Source organism: Arthrobacter sp. StoSoilB13, assembly GCF_019977255.1.
Lineage (GTDB): Bacteria > Actinomycetota > Actinomycetes > Actinomycetales > Micrococcaceae > Arthrobacter.
Window position 1 is genome coordinate 631192 of the sequence record NZ_AP024648.1, and the last position, 19235, is coordinate 650426.

A 19235-nucleotide genomic window follows, 5' to 3' on the forward strand; every position below is an offset into this window, starting at 1 on the left:
GGGGCCTGGTCTTGATGTGTGAGCACCAAGGACTAGACCCTTGATCGCACAACATAGGTGCCCTGCGCCTAAACAATGACCCGCTTGCCGGCGGGTCAATTGTTTTAACGAAGGGGTGGGCGGTTGGCCCACTGGGATAACACTATCGTTTTTATTTTGCCCGCTTCCTCCGCCTTGCGCATCCGGCGTCAGCCGTCAGCCGTCAGTGCCGTTGAACGCGTGCGTCCGCGGGACTCCGGGACTATTCTGGCGCTATGACGACGGCGGGTGGTCCGCTCGGCGGGGACCGGGGACTTCTGCCTGACCTCGCTGGCCGGCGCGAGCTGATTGGGGGTTGGGCCGCGATTACCCTCATCCACTATTTCGTGGTGGAAGCCATGGCGATGGCTGTGTGGCAAGGCAATCCAGGTTATGATCGGCGCGCCCACGTCATCAGTGATCTTGGCGCGGCCCACTGCGGTCCCTTCAACGGTTACGAGGTGTGCTCGCCGCTTAATTGGCTGATGAATGCCTCGTTCGTGCTCCAAGGGGTTGCCATGGTCCTCGGGGCGGTGCTGCTGAGCTCGGCTGTCCTCTCTGTGGCGGCTGAATCCGGTGCCCGGGTTATCCGGCCGGGAATGGCATCACCAGCCGCGGCAGTTCCCTGGATTGCGGCCGGGGCAGTCAGGGTGCTGGTCCTCGTAGCGGGCATCGGCCAGGCAATGGTTGGCCTGATCCCGGAAGACACCGACCTGGCGCTGCATCTGACCGGCGCGGGACTGTACTTCATCGCCGGACCGCTGTCCTTGGTGATACTGGGCCTGGTATGGCGGGGGCACACGCAGATGTGGGGGATGGTGCTCTTGTTCGGGGTTGTTTCCCTGGGAGCAACCATCTACGTCCTTGCGGTGCAGTTGCGCGTCGAGGAGCCGGGCGCCATCGAGCGCACAATGGCGTATCCGATCATCCTGGGGTTGTCCTTGGTGGGCCTGGTAGTGGCTCACCGCGTCACAAGGGAACGGAAAGCTGTCAGGGTTGTTTCGCGTTCTTCCGTCCAAGGAACACAGCCGCCACGCCGCACAGCAGGCTGATCAGGAACAGTACCCACGACGCAATGGTGACGCCGGAGGCCAGGGCAACCTGACCGGCGTCGGGCGTTTCCGTGGCCAGCATCGAATCAATGGCGACGTTGGACCACAAGTGAGCCACGGCGAAAAGCAGGGGAGCGGCCCACAATGCCCAGCGCCACGACTTTCGGGCAACGTTGGTGCCGATGAGCAGGAGCCAACTGAAGCCGAAGATCAGCGGAAAGAGCGTGCCGGCAGTCTTATGGACGTAGTTCAACTGGCCCCGGGCGGACTCGTCCATCGCGGCGCGAAGCTGGGCGACGTAGTCCTGGGAGAACCCGCCGATCAGCGAATCCGGCATGGCGAGCCCGCCTGAAAGCTGCGTCATTTGGTTCAGCGTCAACAAGTGCAGGTACCAGAACAGGAACAAGCTGGCCACAACTCCTGCAATCACAATGAGCTTGGAGTTGCTCTGTGCCTTCTCGGGGCTCCGCCGCGTGGTGGGATTGATCACGGGTGGGAGGGTGTGCTCAGGGACCACCGCCTTGGCTCCGTGCTTCTTGATGCGCTGCGCTGGTGTCTTGGCCATGTCATTCATTATCCCGCCACATAAGCTGGGACCATGACCACCGGCAGGCACACCGCAACTGAACTCGATCCATCACTTGATGACTACCAATTGGCCAGCGCACTGGTCCGCGAGGCAGGGCAACTGGCGCTGCTCATGCGGATGGGCGGACTACAGGGCACGCGCAAGACGTCAGTGTCCGACGTCGTCACGGCAGCCGACCATGCGGCCGAGGCTTACGTCTTGGAACAGTTGCAACGCTGCCGCCCGGAGGATGGCATCCTGGGCGAGGAAGGCACTTCTGTTGCCGGTACCAGTGGCCGGACCTGGGTGATCGATCCTGTGGATGGAACCTACAACTTCCTGCATGGCTCCACGTACTGGTGCTCGGCCATTGCCCTTAAACGCGACGATTCAGATCACGGCGGCAATCCCGTTGCTGATCCCTCCGTAGTGCTTGGGGCCATCTACCAGCCCGAACTGGACAAGCTCTGGCTAGGCGGCGAAGAGCATCCGGCCAGCCTGAACGGAGAACGCATTTCAGGTTCCGGAGACCTCTCTGTTGGCCAAATCTGCGCAGCAACCTACATCCACCCCACCTGGTTGGCGGACCCCCGCACTGCCATGCCCTGGCATGCCGCTGCCGTCTCCGCCGCATCACTGCGGATGTTCGGTTCAGGCTCGTGCGACCTCGGCCGTGTGGCTGATGGAGAACTCGGCTGCTGGTTCCAGCACAGCTGCCCGGAATGGGACTGGCTCCCAGGCAAGGCGATCGTCCGCGCTGCAGGCGGCGACACCGCCGTCGTGCAGGTCAACGGGATTAACTGGTTCATCGCAGGAGGCCCGACGGCGGTCCGCGAGCTGAGTGGGGCCCTCACCTCAGTACCGCAGTTTGCGTAGTTTTTGGATCGCCTGGGCGGTGCTCTCTTTGGGGTGGCCCTTGAGTGTCAGAGGCACCGCCTAGACTGGTAGTCACCATGGATATGTTGTTCGACCCCTACGCAGACGGCCCCTTCAACGCAGGCTCCAAAGCCGCTACCAAGGCTGCCCCGGAGCTTTGGCACGCGGGCGGCGGCGCTTCCCGTGCCCGGTTCGGTGAGGGCAGCGGTGGGTCCAGCACTGGAACAAATGAACGTCCTGCCTCCGGTGGTTGGGGTAACCAGGAGGCCGGTAGGCTTCCGTCCGCCGACGCCCTCCTCCAAGGCTTGAACCCACAGCAGGAAGAAGCCGTGAAGCACGCCGGCAGTCCGTTGCTGATCGTTGCGGGTGCAGGCTCAGGCAAGACCCGTGTGTTGAGTAACAGGATCGCCTACCTGATCGCCACCAAGCGTGCCCACCACGGCGAAATCCTGGCCATCACCTTTACCAACAAGGGCCGCCGCGGAAATGCGCGAACGTATCGAAGCCCTGGTGGGTGGGCGGGCCAAGGCCATGTGGATCTCCACGTTCCACTCCTCCTGTGTTCGGATCCTGCGCCGCGAGGCCGCCAATGTGGGCCTGAACTCGAACTTCTCCATCTACGACTCCGCGGATTCCCTGCGCCTGATCACGCTTGTGTCCAAGAACCTGGACCTTGATCCCAAGAAGTTCCCGCCCAAGGCGATCCAGCACAAGATCTCCGCACTTAAGAACGAGCTCATCGACGCCGACTCCTACGTCTCCTCGGCAAACCACAACGACCCCTTCGAGCAAGCCGTGGCTGACGTGTTCAAGGGCTACACCCAGCGCCTGCGCCAAGCCAACGCCATGGACTTCGATGACCTCATCGCGGAGACCGTCTACATGTTCCGGGCCTTCCCCGCGCTCGCCGAGTCGTACCGCCGTCGCTTCCGGCACGTGCTGGTGGATGAGTACCAGGACACCAACCACGCCCAGTACGCCCTGGTCAGGGAAATCGTTGGCCTGGGCACTGATACTGACGTGGAGCCCAGCGAACTCACGGTGGTGGGAGACTCCGATCAGTCCATCTACGCATTCCGTGGTGCGGACATCCGCAACATCGTGGAGTTCGAAGCCGACTACCCCAATGCGCGCACCATCAAGCTTGAGCAAAACTACCGCTCCACGCAGAACATCCTCACCGCCGCCAACTCCGTGATTTCCCGGAACCCCAACCGCCAGGAAAAGCGGCTGTGGACGGCAGAGGGAGATGGCGAGAAGATCGTGGGCTACGTCGGAGAGAACGAGCACGACGAAGCCCAGTTCATCGCCAAGGAAATTGACCGGCTTCAGGACGAGGAAGGGCTGCGTCCTGGCGATGTCGCCATCTTCTACCGCACCAACGCCCAGTCACGGTCCATTGAAGACGTGCTGGTCCGGGTGGGCCTGCCGTACAAAGTTGTGGGCGGCACGCGGTTCTACGAACGCAAGGAAATCAAAGACGCCCTGGCTTACCTGCGCGTCCTTGTGAACCCTGACGACGACGTCAACCTCCGCCGTGTCCTGAACGAACCCAAACGGGGGATCGGCGACCGCGCCGAGGGTGCCGTCGCTGCCTTGGCTGAACGCGAGCGGACGTCCTTTATGGCTGCCGCCCGTCGTGCTGACCAGGCGCCCGGCATGGCAACGCGTTCGGTGAACGCCGTCCTTGGCTTTGTGAAGCTGCTGGATGACCTTGCTGAGGTGGCTTCCGGGTCCGGTGCTGCCGCTGCCCTGGAGGCTGTGCTCGAGCAGACCGGATATCTTGCCGGTTTGCGCGCGAGCAACGATCCCCAGGACGAGTCCCGCGTGGAGAACCTCGCCGAATTGGTGGCCGTAGTCCGCGAGTATGAACGCGACAACCCGGACGGTTCGCTGGGCGAATTCCTGGAGCAGGTTTCCCTGGTGGCCGACGCCGACCAAATTCCTGATGCTCCCGGCGGGGACATTGACGCCGCGGTGGCCGAAGCCAAGCGCATGGGCGTTGTCACGCTCATGACGTTGCACACGGCCAAAGGCCTGGAGTTCCCGGTGGTCTTCCTGACCGGCATGGAGCACGGGATCTTCCCGCATCAGCGCTCCGCCACGGACCCCAAGGAACTGGCCGAAGAACGCCGCCTGGCCTACGTGGGCCTTACCCGTGCACGCAAACGGCTCTACGTCACGCGCTCCGAGGTCCGAAGCATGTGGGGCCAAAGCCAATACAACCCCGCCAGCCAGTTCCTGGAGGAGATTCCCTCCGAGCTGGTGGACTGGAAACGTGAAGGCATGAGCCGGCAAGCGGCAGGTGCCGGTTGGGGAAATGCTCCCATCGGCTCCAACCGCTACGGCGGCTCTTTCTGGGGTGCAGGCACGTCACGCGGGGTTGCCGCCAGCCCAAGTGCCGGTTTCGACGCCGACGTCCCGGCCGCCGTCGCACGCACCAGGGTGCAGCCGCAAAAGGAAGTCATTTCGGTGGTGGTGGGGGACAAGGTCAACCACACAAGCTTCGGAAACGGCGTGGTGCTGGGGGTCGAAGGCTCGGGTGACAAGACAGTCGCCAAGGTGAAGTTCGACGTCGGTGAGAAGCGCCTGCTGCTGAGGTACGCGCCCCTGACCAAACTGGATGCCTGACGCCTCACGGCATAATTGGTGGCATGCGACGGACTGTATTGGGGATTCTTGCCGCTTTGCTCCTGGTGTTGGCCACGGGCTGCTCGTTCGCCACGAAGGACCCTGACTACGTTTCCCCGGCGCCGTTGCCTCCGCTGGAACAGCTCAAGGAGGTCCCGGTTACCGAGCAGACCGCTCTGGCCGCCGGCGGGGACGTCACCGCATTTGTGACGCCGGACCGCAACATCGTGTGTGCCATGACCTCCTCCAGGGGCGGCCACATCAACATCCCCTATGAGGCGAACACGTATTCCGATGCGGCCAACAACAAGTTCGCCGTGGTGCCTGTCGTCCATTGCGAATTGGCGAAGTATGCCAAACCTGACCCAACCGACGTCGCAGACGACTGCGGTGGCACAGGGCTGGGTTATCTTGGTGGCACGGTTCTCCTGACGCCGGACAAGGCCGTGTATGGCTCATGTCGTTCCGGCGTAACACAAATGGAGTCTGAGTTCGGGCCCAAGGGGAGCCGGAGCGGCCCCATCTCGAAGCTGCCTGAGCTGGCCGACGGGCAGAACATCGAACGCAACGGCCTTCGGTGCTCGGCCTATAACGACGGTGTTGCCTGCGGGAATGTCTCCGGTGGCGTGGCGTTCTTTGTCAGCAGGCAGGGCTACCAACTGATTTCCGACGGCGGCAAAGAGGTCACGGGGAACCTGAAACAGGCGACGTGATCGCCGTCGAACAGACGATGAACGGCCAAAAAACCGCGTCATTCTGCGAGTTTTCTACGCGCGATAGAAGTGTAAGGTTACTCACTTAACCGGTAGTGTGTAGCTGGCGGGACTCCTCAAAGGGCTAAAGTTCCGAGAGGACCTTACGCAATGTGACCGGCTTCAATCCTGGTTGTTACCGCGTACTTTCCGCAGCTGGCTATCGCGGTCATCGCGGTTCCCGGCTGAACAGAAAACTACTTCGACGTAGAAGGACACTAAACCGTGGACCTGTTTGAATATCAGGCGCGCGATATGTTCGAAGCGCACGGTGTACCCGTGCTCGCCGGCATCGTGGCGCACACTCCTGAAGAAGCAAAGGCAGCTGCCGAGAAGATCGGCGGCGTTACTGTCGTAAAGGCACAGGTTAAGGTTGGTGGCCGCGGCAAGGCTGGCGGCGTCAAGGTTGCCAAGACTGCCGAAGAGGCGCTTGAGCACTCCACCAACATCCTGGGCATGGACATCAAGGGCCACACCGTTAACAAGGTGATGATCGCCCAGGGTGCGGACATCGCCGAGGAATTCTACTTCTCGGTCCTGCTGGACCGCGCCAACCGCAACTACCTGGCCATGTGCTCGGTTGAAGGCGGCATGGAAATTGAGCAGCTGGCTGTTGAGCGTCCCGAGGCCCTGGCCAAGATCGCCATCGATCCCGCTGTGGGCATTGACCAGGCCAAGGCTGACGAGATCGTCGCAGCCGCAGGCTTCGCTGAAGAACTGCGCGGCAAAGTGGCCGACGTCATTCTGAAGCTCTGGGACGTTTTCAAGAAGGAAGACGCAACCCTGGTTGAGGTCAACCCACTGGTGCGCACCGGCGCAGGCGACATCATTGCCCTCGACGGCAAGGTTACCCTCGACGAAAACGCAGACTTCCGCCACGTGCACCACGCACTGCTCGAGGACAAGGAGTCAGCTGACCCGCTCGAGGCCAAGGCAAAGGCGCAGGACCTCAACTACGTCAAGCTGGACGGCGAAGTAGGCATCATCGGCAACGGCGCCGGTCTTGTGATGTCCACGCTGGACGTCGTTGCTTACGCTGGTGAAAACCACGGCAATGTCAAGCCCGCCAACTTCCTGGACATCGGCGGTGGAGCTTCCGCCGAAGTCATGGCCAATGGCCTGGACGTCATCCTGGGCGACTCCCAGGTCAAGAGCGTGTTCGTCAACGTCTTCGGCGGCATCACCGCTTGTGACGCTGTGGCAAAGGGCATCGTGGGTGCGCTTGCAGAGCTGGGATCTGCTGCGAACAAGCCGCTGGTCGTTCGCCTCGATGGCAACAACGTCGAGGAAGGCCGCCGCATCCTGACCGAGGCCAACCACCCGCTGGTTACCCTGGCCGCCACCATGGACGAGGGCGCCGACAAGGCCGCCGAGCTCGCCAACGCAGCTAAGTAAAGGGACGCGACAATGTCTATCTACCTCAACAAAGACTCCAAGGTCATCGTTCAGGGCATCACCGGCGGCGAAGGCACCAAGCACACCGCACTGATGCTCAAGGCCGGCACCAACATTGTTGGTGGCGTCAACGCCCGCAAGGGCCGGCAGCACGGTCCTGCACGGCGAAAAGGAAATCACCGTCTTTGGCACCGTCAAGGAAGCCATCGCTGAAACCGGCGCAGATGTCTCCATCGTCTTCGTTCCGCCGGCATTCACCAAGGACGCCGTGGTTGAAGCCATCGAAGCCGGCATCGGCCTCGTTGTAGTCATCACTGAAGGCGTTCCGGTTCAGGACTCCGCCGAATTCTGGGCACTCGCCCAGTCCAAGGTTGACGCCGACGGCAACCAGATCACCCGCATCATCGGGCCGAACTGCCCCGGCATCATCACCCCGGGCGAAGCCCTGGTCGGCATCACCCCGGCAAACATCACGGGCAAGGGCCCCATCGGCCTCGTGTCCAAGTCCGGTACCTTGACCTACCAGATGATGTACGAGCTCCGCGACCTCGGATTCTCCACCGCCATCGGCATTGGTGGCGACCCCATCATCGGCACCACGCACATCGACGCCCTGGCTGCGTTCGAAGCCGACCCGGAGACCAAGGCAATCGTCATGATCGGCGAAATCGGTGGCGACGCTGAAGAGCGCGCTGCTGACTTCATCAAGGCCAACGTCACCAAGCCGGTTGTTGGCTACGTTGCAGGCTTCACCGCTCCTGAGGGCAAGACCATGGGCCACGCAGGCGCCATCGTCTCCGGCTCCGCAGGAACCGCACAGGCCAAGAAGGAAGCCCTCGAAGCTGCAGGCGTGAAGGTCGGCAAGACGCCGTCCGAAACTGCCAAGCTGCTGCGCGAGGTCTACGCAACCCTCTAGTACCCAAAGCAACGCGGGGTCACTTACGGCCCATTCCTGACTGTGGAATGGGCTCAAAGTGACCCCGCGTTGCTCTTTAAAGCACGACGGCGGCTCCGCACCTTTCCCACGGAAGGTGGCGGGGGCCGCCGTCGTGCTTTAAGGCGTGTTGTGAGGCCTGTACCTTCCGCCTGATTCTTTGTTAGTATGTCAGGACAAACCACTTCCAAGGAGCGCGCAAACATGCCATTGGTAAGAATCGACGTCAATCAGGGCAGGTCGGCGGAGGAACTGGCTGCGATCAGCCGGGCCATCCACAATGCAATCGTCTCTGAGTATGAGATCCCTGAGCGTGACTACTTCCACATCCTCACTGAACATCCGGAGGGGCAAATCGTGGCCCAGGATGCCGGGTTGGGTTTTGGGCGCAGCCGTGGCGTGATCATGATCCAGATCTTCACCCAGGGCGGCCGCAGTCAGATGGCGAAGAGCTCGCTCTTCGAGGCCATCACCGAAGGGCTTGGTGGGCTTGGTGTCAAGGGTGAGGATGTCTTCATCGGCTACATGGAGAACTCGCCTGGCGACTGGTCTTTCGGCTTCGGGCGCAGCCAGTATGTCTCCGGAGAATTGGCCATCCCACGCAAGTAGATACAGTCCGTGTCATGTTGTAAATATGTCAGTACAAACCTTTGACAGGACATGAAATCTGGGGCAAAGTAGTCATGTGGCCCCGCTCACTGAGGGGTGGCAAGGCATTGGGGCCCAGCGCTCAAAGGTTCAGAGTTCACAAGAGAAAGGTCAACGATCATCGTGACCCACGAACTGCTTACGATCGGGCGCATCAGCGTTGATATCTACCCGAACGATATTGGGGTGGACCTGGAGGATGTGACGTCCTTCGGCAAGTATTTGGGAGGTTCGCCCTCCAACGTGGCGGTCGCTGCTGCGCGCCACGGCCGCCGCGCCGGTGTCATCACCCGCACGGGCGACGACGCGTTCGGAAGCTACCTGCACCGGGAACTGCGCAAGTTCAATGTTGATGATTCGTTCGTCTCCCCGGTCAAGGAGTACCCCACAGCGGTGACTTTCTGCGCGATCAAGCCGCCGGAAGATTTCCCTCTCTACTTCTACGGACGCTTCCCCACGGCGCCGGACCTGCAGATCAAAACCGAAGAGTTGGATCTGGATGCCATTAGGGACGCGGGCATTTTCTGGTCCACGGTGACAGGCCTCTGCCAGGAACCCAGCCGCAGCGCGCACATCGCCGCCCACGAGGCCCGGCCCCGGACTGCTTTGAAGGAAGGCCAGTTCACCATCCTGGACCTGGATTACCGGCCGATGTTCTGGGATTCGGAAGAGGAAGCCCGCGCAGAAGTTGCCAGGATCCTCCCGCACGTCACGGTCGCGATCGGCAACGACAAGGAGTGCGCGGTAGCCGTAGGTGAGGGGACGCCGGACGAGCAGGCAGACCGCCTGCTGGCAGCTGGCGTCGAGATCGCGGTGGTGAAGCTCGGCCCGGAAGGCGTCATGGCCAAGACCCGCACTGAGCGTGTCGTCTCGGCCCCTGTGCCGGTGGAAACCGTTAACGGCCTGGGTGCCGGTGATTCCTTCGGCGGCGCTTTCTGCCATGGCCTGCTGTCCGGCTGGCCGTTGTCCGAGGTGCTGGATTACGCAAATGCCGCGGGTGCGATCGTTGCCTCCCGCGTGTCCTGCGCGGATGCGATGCCGACGCCGGATGAGGTCACCTCGCTGCTCGCGGAACGCGGCCGGCGGATCCCGGGAGCTTCCACGCCGGCAGCACCCACGTTCGCAGAAGGAGCAGTCCGTTGAGCCTGAACGATGACCCCCGCCGGTACGAGCACTTGAGCCGCATCCGGCTCGAGGATCCGGAAGCCGTCGCACGCGCGGCTGCCAACCGGCGTCGCCACCCTGGGTTGAAGCACGGGGTCCAGAACTTCATTGTTGCTGCCGACCATCCGGCCCGTGGTGCCCTGGCGGTGGGGCCGGAGCCGATGGCAATGGCCGATCGCCGGGACCTCCTGGACCGGCTCCAGATCGCCCTCGCCAACCCGGCCGTGGATGGAATCCTTGCCTCACCGGACATCATGGATGACCTGCTGCTGCTGGGTGCTTTGGATGGCAAACTGATCTTCGGCTCGATGAACCGTGGTGGCCTGGCTGGCCTGGTCAACGAGTTCGATGACCGGTTCACCGGCCACACAGCTGCCGCCTTGCAGGCACTCGGTGCCGACGGCGGCAAGATGCTCACGCGTATCTGTCTGGGAGACCCGGACACGGTGGCCACCCTTGAAGCGACCGCAAAAGCCATCGATTCGTTGGCCGAACGTAAGCTCATCGCCATGGTGGAGCCGTTCCTGTCGGTGCGTGACGCCCATGGCAAGGTCCGCAACGACCTCCGCGCGGACGCCGTGATCAAGTCCGTTGGTATCGCCGAGGGCCTGGGTTCCACGAGTGCCTATACGTGGATGAAACTGCCCGTGGTGGCCGACATGGAGCGCGTCATGGCCTCCACGACCCTTCCCACTGTGCTCTTGGGTGGTGACCCCGACGGCTCCCAGGACGAAGTCTTCGCCAGTTGGCAGGCCGCCCTCGCGCTCCCGGGCGTCCGCGGCCTCACCGTGGGCCGGACGCTGCTCTACCCGCACGACGGCGATGTGGCAGGTGCGGTGGCGACAGCCGCCTCGCTGTTGAACAGCACTGCACCTTCGACCGGGCCCGCACCAGTTGCGGGGGAGCACACCTCGTCAGACCGTATTCCAGTGAAAGTATCGGAGTAGCCCCGCCATGCGGACCTCAACAGGAACAGCAACCCGTCGGATGACCGTGGCCCAGGCCGTGGTCGAGTTCCTTTCCAAGCAGTACACGGTGGATTCCATCGGTGGCCAGGAGTACCGTGAGCGCCTCATCCCGGGCATGTTCGGTATCTTCGGTCACGGCAACGTTGCCGGCGTTGGCCAGGCGTTGAAGCAGTACCAGGCCACGGACCCGTCCATCATGCCGTACTACCAGGGCCGCAACGAACAAGCCCAGGCACACCAGGCAGTTGGCTACGCACGGCACACGCGTCGTCGCCAGACCTTCGCGATCAGCACGTCCATCGGGCCGGGTTCATCGAACCTGCTGACGGGGGCTGCCTTGGCAACCACCAACCGCCTGCCTGTGCTGCTGCTGCCGAGCGACACGTTCGCCACCCGTGCCGCGGATCCCGTGCTGCAGCAGTTGGAGCTGCCGTACGCATACGACATCACAGTCAATGATGCCTTCCGCCCGCTGTCCAAGTTCTTTGATCGGGTGTCCCGTCCGGAGCAGTTGTTCTCGGCGTTCCACCACGGCCTGCGTGTCCTGACTGACCCGGCCGAGACCGGTGCTGTCACGATCTCCCTGCCGCAGGACGTCCAGGCCGAAGCCCTCGACGTTCCGGAAGAGTTCCTGGCCGAGCGTGAGTGGCGGATCCGCCGTCCCGAGGCCGAGGACGATGACATCCGACGCGCTGTTGAGGCCATCCGTGCAGCCAAGCGCCCGTTGATCATCGCCGGCGGCGGCGTGCTCTACGCCTACGCCAACGAGGAACTCGCAGCCTTTGCCGAACTCACCGGCATTCCGGTGGGGAACACGCAGGCGGGCGTGGGCGTCCTGCCATGGGACCACAAGTTCTCCCTTGGTGCCATTGGTTCAACGGGCACGACGGCGGCCAACGCCATCGCTGCCGAAGCGGACCTCATCATCGGCATCGGCACGCGCTACGAAGACTTCACCACTGCGTCCCGCACGGCGTTCCAGAACCCGGACGTGAAGTTCGTGAACATCAACGTCGCCCCGATCGATGCGTACAAGCACGGCACCACCATCCCGATGGTCGCTGACGCCCGCAAGGCCCTCGTGAAGCTGAACCAGGCGCTGGGCGGCTACCGCGTTGGTGCTGATCTGGAACAGAAGGTCGCAGCCGAAAAGAAGCGCTGGAACGCGATCGTGGACGAGGCCTTCGACACCCGGTATACGCCGTTGCCGGCCCAGAACGAGATCATCGGCGCCACTAACAAGGCCATGGATGACCAGGACGTCGTTATTTGCGCTGCGGGCTCGCTGCCTGGTGATCTGCACAAGATGTGGCGCGTCCGCGACCCGTTCGGCTACCACGTGGAATACGCCTACTCCTGCATGGGCTACGAAATCCCGGGCGGGCTGGGCGTAAAGCGCGCCGCTCTGGCCGAAGCCGCTGCCGGCGGTCCCAACAGGGACGTCGTCGTGATGGTGGGGGACGGTTCGTACCTGATGATGCACACCGAACTGGTCACCGCCGTCGCCGAACGCATCAAACTGATCGTGGTCCTGATCCAGAACCACGGTTATGCCTCCATCGGTTCACTGTCCGAGTCGCTCGGTTCCCAGCGATTCGGGACGCAGTACCGGGTCCTTGACAAGGAACAGCACAGTTTCGACGCCGGTGAGCACCTGCCGATCGACCTGGCCACCAACGCCGAGTCCCTGGGCGCGAAAGTCATCCGGATCGAACCGGGCGAGAACGTCATCGAATCCCTCGGCGCTGCCATCAAGGAAGCCAAAGCAGCCCCCGAAACCGGCCCGATCGTCATTCACATCGAGTCCGATCCTCTGCTGGACGCCCCCGGCTCGGAGTCCTGGTGGGACGTTCCCGTCTCCCAGGTCTCGGACCTCGAATCCACCCAGCAGGCCTACAAGACCTACACCGACCACAAGAACCGCCAGCGCAAACTGCTCGGCTAACCTCCCCCAAGCTACCGTCCCACAGACCAAAGGAAGTCCGCATGTCGACGACGACCACACTGACCACCATTAACCATTTCATCGACGGCGCCGAGTCCACAGGTGAGGGAGAACAGACCAAGCCCGTCTATAACCCGGCGACCGGGCAGGTCACGGCTGAGTTGCGCCTGGCGAACGAGGCTGACCTGAACACTGCGGTGGCTGCTGCGAAGAAAGCAGCGGAGTCCTGGGGTGATATTTCCCTGGCGAAGCGCACGGGCGTGTTGTTCAAGTTCCGTGAACTCGTGGCCGCGCACGTGGATGAGCTTGCGGAGCTGATCACGGCCGAGCACGGGAAGGTGATCTCCGACGCGAAGGGTGAGATCGGCCGCGGCCTGGAAGTGATCGAGTTCGCCTGTGGCATCCCGCAGCTGCTCAAGGGTGACTACTCGGACCAGGTCTCCACCGGCATCGACGTGTTTTCCTTCCGCGAACCCCTGGGCGTCGTTGCCGGTATCACGCCGTTCAACTTCCCCGTGATGGTGCCGCTGTGGATGGCCCCGATGGCCATCGCCACCGGCAACGCGTTCATCCTCAAACCCTCCGAGCGTGACCCGTCCGCTCCGATGCTGCTCGCGCGCCTGTGGAAGCAGGCCGGCCTACCCGATGGGGTGTTCCAGGTCCTGCACGGCGGCAAGGAAACCGTTGACGGGCTCCTGACCCACCCGGACGTGGACGGGATCTCCTTTGTTGGTTCCACCCCGATTGCCCAGTACGTCCATGAGACCGCCACCAAGCACGGCAAAAGGGTCCAGGCCCTGGGCGGGGCGAAGAACCACGCCATCGTGCTGCCCGACGCGGACCTGGACAACGCAGCAGACCACCTCGCCGCCGCCGCGTTTGGCTCCGCGGGGGAGCGGTGCATGGCGATCTCGGTTGCCGTGGCCGTGGGGGACGCCGCTGATTTGCTGGTGAAGAAGGTCCAGGAACGTGCGTTGGCGGTGAAGGTCGGCAACGGTACCGAACCCGGCGCGGAGATGGGCCCGGTCATCACCCCTGCCTCGAAGGAACGCATCCTCAGGATCGTCACCGAAGCAGAAACCGCCGGTGCGGCCATGGTGGTGGACGGCCGCGACCTGGTCGTCCCCGGCCACGAAGACGGCTTCTGGGTCGGCCCCACCGTGATCGACCACGTCAAGACCGAAATGACCGCCTACACCGAGGAAATCTTCGGACCCGTCCTGGTGGTGGTCCGCGTCGCCGACCTTGACGAAGGCATCGCGCTGATCAACGCCAACCCGTACGGCAACGGCACCGCGATCTTCACCTCCTCCGGTGCGAACGCCCGCAAGTTCCAGCGCTCGGTCACGGTCGGGATGGTGGGCATCAACGTGCCCCTGCCCGTCCCGGTGGCCTACCACTCCTTCGGCGGCTGGAAGAACTCCCTCTTCGGCGACAAACACATCTACGGCCCCGAAGGCGTCTCCTTCTACACCCGCGGCAAAGTCATCACCTCCCGCTGGCCCGAACCCACCCACGCCTCCGGCGCCTCCTACAACTTCCCCTCCAACTAACCCATCCCCACCGCCACCCTCGCCTCGCAAGCTCGGCCAGGGAAACCTGGCGGCATGGGCCCTGATAGAGAAAGACACCGCTGTCATGACTGACGTCGAGAACAAGCTCATCATCGGCACCGCTCCCGATTCCTGGGGTGTGTGGTTTGCCGATGACCCCCAGCAGACTCCGTGGGAACGGTTCCTGGACGAGGTTGCTGAATCCGGATACAAATGGATCGAACTGGGTCCGTACGGCTACCTGCCGAATGACCCCACCCGCTTGGCAGAAGAGCTCAAGCAGCGCGACCTCCAGGTCACTGCAGGAACGGTGTTCACTGCCTTCCACCGTGGTGCCAGGCAGTACGACGAAGCCTGGGAGCCGGCACGCAAGGTGGCCGAACTGACTGCGGCAATGGGTGGCGAGCACATTGTGGTTATCCCGGCTATGTGGCGCGACGACGTCACGGGTGAGGCCGTAGAGAATGGCGAACTGACCGACGAGCAATGGGCTGATCTCTTCGCAGGCCACAACCGGATGGGCAAGGTCCTGTTGGAGGACTTTGGCCTGCACCAGCAGTTCCACTCCCACGCTGACTCGCACGTTGGCGCGCAACAGGACATCGAAACCCTTCTGGCCGCAACGGATCCGCAGTACCTGAACCTTTGCCTGGACACGGGCCACGCGGAATACTGTGGCGCTTCCAGCCTTGAGCTCATCAAGAATTACCCGGACAGGATCGGCTACCTGCACCTCAAGCAGATCAACCCGGAGATCCTGGCAGAGGTCAACGAGAAGAACATGACCTGGGCTGCTGCCAACCTGGCCGGCGTCATGACCGAGCCGCCCAACGGGCTTCCGGACTTGCGCGCCGTTATTGAAGCTGTGGAAGGCCTCAACCGGCCGATCTTCGGCATCGTGGAGCAGGACATGTACCCGGTAGCGTTCGATGTACCGATGCCCATCGCCAAGCGAACACGCAACTACCTGCTTTCCTGCGGCTCGCGCACGCGGGTCCAGTAGCTCCCGCACGCGGGCCCTGTAACAAGAACGAACCTCACGAAGGATAGAAAAGTGACAAAGATTCTCCGCGTTGCGGTCATCGGCGCAGGCCGTATGGGTGCCGACCACATCAAGCGCCTGAACACCCGCATCCACGGCGCTGAAGTAGCCGCCGTCGTCGATGTTGACCTTGCCCGCGCGCAGGCTGCCGTTGAAGGAATCGACGGCGCCGTGGCACTGTCCAGTGCCGATGAGGCGCTGAACAATGGTGACGTCAACGCCGTCCTGATCGCCACGCCGGGCTTCCTGCATGAGGAAATCCTGTACAAGGCCTTGGAGAAGGACTTCCCAATTCTCTGCGAGAAGCCGCTGACACCGGATGCAGAAAGCGCGTGGAAGGTTGTCCAGGCTGAACTGGCGTTGGGCCACAAGCGCATCCAGGTGGGTTTCATGCGCCGCTTTGATGCCGAGTATTCGGCGCTGGGTTCGATCATCCGCAACAGCGAATTGGGGGAGCTGTTGATGTTGCACCACCAGCACCGCAACCCCACCACGCCGGAGGGCTTCACCAATGAGATGCTGATCAACGACTCCGTGGTCCATGAGTTCGATGCCATCCGCTACTTCACCGGCGAGGAAATCACGTCGGTGCAGGTCCGTCTGGGCAAGCCGACGCGCAACGCCCCGAATGGCCAGCACGACCCCCAGCATGTGTTGCTTGAAACTGAATCGGGAGTGTTGGCCGACGTCGAGATCTACGTCAACGCAAAGTTCGGCTACCAGGTTGCCACTCAGGCGTCCTTCGAGGACGGCATCGTGAGCATCGGCGGGGACAGCGGCCCGTACATCCAGACCTCTGGCAAGTGGGGCGGCAGCGTCACCCCGGGCTTCGAAGAGCGCTTTGGAGCAGCGTACGACGTCGAGGTGCAGGCTTGGGTGGACGCCGCCCTCCGCGGCGAAATCGGCGGCCCCACCGCTTGGGACGGCTACGCCACGGCCGCTTGCTGCGAGGCCGGCGTCGAAGCGCAGAAGTCGGGCGAAAAGGTCAAGGTCCAGTTGAACACCAAGCCGGATCTCTACAAGTAGGGACACGGACATGAAGATTGCCCTTGATCCCACACCGTTCCATCACACGCACAGCCTTCTGGAGTTCCCGCGCGTCGCCGCGGATCTCGGCTACAAGTACCTGCAGATGACGCCGCATGCGGACCTCATCCCGTTCTTCAACCACCCGAAGGCTGATGACGAGCTCGTGGGCAAGTTGAAGGCAGCGTGCAAGGACACTGGCGTCGAAATCGCCTCCGTCCTGCCCGTCCTGCGGTGGTCCGGACCCGATGAGGACGCCCGGGAAGCTGCGGTCCGGTACTGGAAGCGGGCCATCCAGATCGCCGTGGACCTCGGCGTCCAGACCATGAACACGGAGTTCAGCGGCCGTCCGGAGAAGGCCGAGGAGTCTGAACGCGCCTTCTACCGCTCCATGGAGGAACTCCTGCCGATCATCGAGCGCGAAGACATGGACGTGCTCATTGATCCCCATCCGGATGACTTCGTGGAAGACGGACTGGCCGCGCTGCGCGTGATCCGGGGCGTGAACTCCCCGAACATTGGCATGGTCTACGTTGCCTCCCACACGTTCCACATGGGCAACAAGCCGTTGGAGATCATGCGGGCGGCGGGCGACAAACTCCGCTTGGTGCATGTATCCGACACGATGAACCACCACGCCTCCCACGGCCTCAGGTACATCACCAACCCGCCGGGCAACGCTGTCCGCGTCCACCAACACCTCAAGATCGGTGACGGGGACGTGAACTGGGACGAGTTCTTCGGTGGCTTGAAGGAGATCGGATTCCTGGACAAGGAGAACACCGTGATGGTCTCCAGCGTCTTCGCGGAAGACGAGAACGCCGAGGACGTTTCCAGGTACCAGCTCAAGACGATGAACGACTACATCGCCCAAGCCAAATAGTGCTCAACACCAAGAATGCCCCTGTGACCAAGAGTCACAGGGGCATTCTGTTATCCATGCGTCAGGCCGTAAAAGGGAGCCTGGCGTCCACGTCCTGGCCTTCCCAGGTCTGGCGGATCCAGCCGTGGTGCGGGTCGTCGCTGATGAGCCAGTCACGGACCCGTCCGGGGCCGGCCATGACGTTGAGGTAGTAGAGGTCGTAGCCCGGAGCTGCCATCGCCGGCCCATGCCAGCCGTAGGGAACCAGGACAACATCACCGGTCCGGACTTCCGCGGAGACGTCGATGGGCCGGTCGTCAGAGGCGTAGACCCGGGCGTAGCCGATTGCGTCTGAATCCGCGGGGGCTGGGGAGTCCGGGGCCACCCGCGTTTCGAAGTAGTAGATCTCCTCCAGGCTGGTCTCGCCTTCCTTCTCGTCATCGTGCTTATGCGGAGGGTAGGAAGACCAGTTGCCGGCAGGTGTGATGACCTCGCAAACAATAAAGCGATCAGCTTCCAGCGCTGCCGGTGTGCCGAAGTTGTGGACCTGCCGGGAGCAGTTGCCGGCGCCCCGCAGCTCCACGGGGGTCTCGGCCGCCGTGATCAGGCGAGTAGGGTAGTCAGCCTTGGCCGGTGCCGTCGCAACCGCAACCCGGCCGCCGTCGTGTGAACTGATGGTGACTGCCCTATTGATACCTATGTACAGGACGTCACTTGGCCCGTGGAAAACCGACTGCCGGCCCGCGAGGCTGTACTCGCCGTCGTCGACCGTTACGGTGAACGAACCGCTCAACGGAACCACAATGCGCTCTTCTCCAGCGGAAGGAAGCTCGACGGCGGCACCCGCCGCGAGCGTCGCCACCTTCAGTCCCGTATGGGCCCAGCCGTCGATCGCGAGAGTGGAATCGGAAGCGCCGAGCGAGATGTCCCATTTGCCGTCAGTGGCTGTTCCCAGCGGGTAGACCCAGTTGGCCATAAGTTTGTGTCCTTGCGTTAGCGCTGTACGAGTGTCATTTCAAAGCTGTAGGAATCGGCGCGGTAGACGTGGTGGCCCGTTTCAACCATGCGTCCCGTGTCGTCCACGGCAGTGCGCTCCATGGTGACCAAGGCTGATCCGACCTCGGCTTCGAGGAGTGGGGCCTGGTAGTCATTGGCGATCATGGCGCCGATGCGCTGGGAAGCCAATCGGAAATTCACGCCACCGCGGCGAAGGATGGAATAGAGTCCCTCGCTGGAGAGCTGGGCTTCATCCATGCTGGTGATGTCATCACGGACCCAGTTCTCCATGAGCGCCAGGGGCTTGCCGCCAACTTTGCGGAGGCGGGTGAAGTGGTAGACCTTTGACCCGGGAGGCAGCTGAAGCGCGGTGAGCGTTGCGGCGTCGGCCTCCACGTGGGAGAAGCTAAGCACGTCCGTGGTGGGCTTCTTGCCGTTGTTACTGAGGTCATCAAAAAGGCTGGAGAGCTCCAGTGGCCGCCGGACCTGGCTTGAAACAACCTGCGTTCCCACGCCGCGCTTACGGACCAGGAGGCCCGAGCGGACCAGTTCGTCCATGGCCTTTCGCATGGTGGGGCGGGACAGATTGAGCTGTGCAGCAAGGTCGATCTCGTTGTCCAACCGGCTGCCCGGCTCCAGGACGCCGCTGTGGATGGCGGCTTCGATTCCCTGGACCACTTGGTGGTAGAGCGGCACCGGGGACGAACGGTCGATGCTGAGGCTGAGTTGGTTCGCCACTGGTTTCTCCTAGCCTGCGGAAGCCCGGCCGGGAAAAGCAGTATCCCGGCCGGATGGATGAGTATGT

Annotated in this window: 15 protein-coding genes and 2 pseudogenes; 14 read left to right on the plus strand and 3 right to left on the minus strand. The window is 62.7% G+C overall.

Annotated features, from left to right (window positions below):
* The first annotated feature begins 254 nt into the window (after positions 1-254).
* On the plus strand, positions 255-1070 hold the full coding sequence (locus tag LDP01_RS15200) for a DUF998 domain-containing protein (RefSeq protein WP_224093736.1): 816 nt from the start codon (positions 255-257) through the stop codon (positions 1068-1070).
* Here LDP01_RS15200 and LDP01_RS15205 read toward each other — a convergent pair.
* Complete coding sequence (locus LDP01_RS15205) at positions 1009-1635, minus strand: hypothetical protein (RefSeq protein ID WP_224093737.1); 627 nt, start codon at positions 1633-1635, stop codon at positions 1009-1011. The two genes, LDP01_RS15200 and LDP01_RS15205, sit on opposite strands and share 62 nt — an antisense overlap.
* A 33-nt stretch (positions 1636-1668) precedes the next feature.
* Here LDP01_RS15205 and LDP01_RS15210 point away from each other — a divergent pair, with 33 nt between their 5' ends.
* The 13 genes and pseudogenes from LDP01_RS15210 to LDP01_RS15270 all read left to right on the plus strand — a co-directional run bounded on the left by LDP01_RS15210 (position 1669) and on the right by LDP01_RS15270 (position 17455).
* Positions 1669-2514 (plus strand): inositol monophosphatase family protein, encoded by an 846-nt coding sequence (locus tag LDP01_RS15210; protein ID WP_224093738.1) that lies wholly within the window; start codon positions 1669-1671, stop codon positions 2512-2514.
* A gap of 77 nt (positions 2515-2591) precedes the next feature.
* Positions 2592-5145, plus strand: a pseudogene (gene pcrA, locus LDP01_RS15215) (DNA helicase PcrA).
* A gap of 23 nt (positions 5146-5168) precedes the next feature.
* A complete protein-coding gene (locus tag LDP01_RS15220; RefSeq protein ID WP_224093739.1) occupies positions 5169-5858 on the plus strand; it encodes a hypothetical protein in 690 nt (229 codons plus the stop codon).
* A 264-nt stretch (positions 5859-6122) separates the two neighbouring features.
* Positions 6123-7292, plus strand: coding sequence for an ADP-forming succinate--CoA ligase subunit beta (sucC, locus tag LDP01_RS15225; protein ID WP_224093741.1), 1170 nt, complete (start codon positions 6123-6125; stop codon positions 7290-7292).
* 12 nt (positions 7293-7304) lie between these two features.
* A pseudogene (gene sucD, locus LDP01_RS15230) lies at positions 7305-8208 on the plus strand (succinate--CoA ligase subunit alpha).
* Positions 8209-8430: 222 nt separating this feature from the next.
* Positions 8431-8835 carry a tautomerase family protein gene (locus tag LDP01_RS15235; protein WP_224093743.1) on the plus strand — a complete coding sequence of 135 codons (405 nt, stop codon included), beginning with the start codon at positions 8431-8433 and terminating at the stop codon, positions 8833-8835.
* A gap of 162 nt (positions 8836-8997) precedes the next feature.
* On the plus strand, positions 8998-10017 hold the full coding sequence (iolC, locus tag LDP01_RS15240; RefSeq protein WP_224093745.1) for a 5-dehydro-2-deoxygluconokinase: 1020 nt from the start codon (positions 8998-9000) through the stop codon (positions 10015-10017).
* Positions 10014-10985 (plus strand): Cgl0159 family (beta/alpha)8-fold protein, encoded by a 972-nt coding sequence (locus LDP01_RS15245; RefSeq protein WP_224093747.1) that lies wholly within the window; start codon positions 10014-10016, stop codon positions 10983-10985. Before iolC ends, LDP01_RS15245 begins: the two co-directional genes overlap by 4 nt.
* Before the next feature lie 40 nt (positions 10986-11025).
* Positions 11026-12951, plus strand: coding sequence for a 3D-(3,5/4)-trihydroxycyclohexane-1,2-dione acylhydrolase (decyclizing) (gene iolD / locus LDP01_RS15250; protein WP_224093857.1), 1926 nt, complete (start codon positions 11026-11028; stop codon positions 12949-12951).
* Between the two features lie 41 nt (positions 12952-12992).
* Positions 12993-14504 (plus strand): CoA-acylating methylmalonate-semialdehyde dehydrogenase, encoded by a 1512-nt coding sequence (locus LDP01_RS15255; RefSeq protein ID WP_224093750.1) that lies wholly within the window; start codon positions 12993-12995, stop codon positions 14502-14504.
* A gap of 85 nt (positions 14505-14589) precedes the next feature.
* On the plus strand, positions 14590-15507 hold the full coding sequence (locus tag LDP01_RS15260; protein ID WP_224093752.1) for a sugar phosphate isomerase/epimerase family protein: 918 nt from the start codon (positions 14590-14592) through the stop codon (positions 15505-15507).
* 51 nt (positions 15508-15558) lie between these two features.
* The gene (locus LDP01_RS15265; RefSeq protein WP_224093755.1) at positions 15559-16572 is read left to right on the plus strand and encodes a Gfo/Idh/MocA family protein; all 1014 of its coding nucleotides are present in this window, start codon (positions 15559-15561) and stop codon (positions 16570-16572) included.
* 10 nt (positions 16573-16582) lie between these two features.
* Positions 16583-17455, plus strand: coding sequence for a sugar phosphate isomerase/epimerase family protein (locus LDP01_RS15270; protein ID WP_224093757.1), 873 nt, complete (start codon positions 16583-16585; stop codon positions 17453-17455).
* Positions 17456-17516: 61 nt separating this feature from the next.
* Here the strand turns inward: LDP01_RS15270 and iolB are convergent, their stop codons facing one another.
* Positions 17517-18410, minus strand: coding sequence for a 5-deoxy-glucuronate isomerase (gene iolB / locus LDP01_RS15275; RefSeq protein WP_224093758.1), 894 nt, complete (start codon positions 18408-18410; stop codon positions 17517-17519).
* Positions 18411-18427: 17 nt separating this feature from the next.
* Complete coding sequence (locus LDP01_RS15280) at positions 18428-19168, minus strand: GntR family transcriptional regulator (RefSeq protein WP_224093760.1); 741 nt, start codon at positions 19166-19168, stop codon at positions 18428-18430.
* Between the last annotated feature and the right edge of the window lie 67 nt (positions 19169-19235).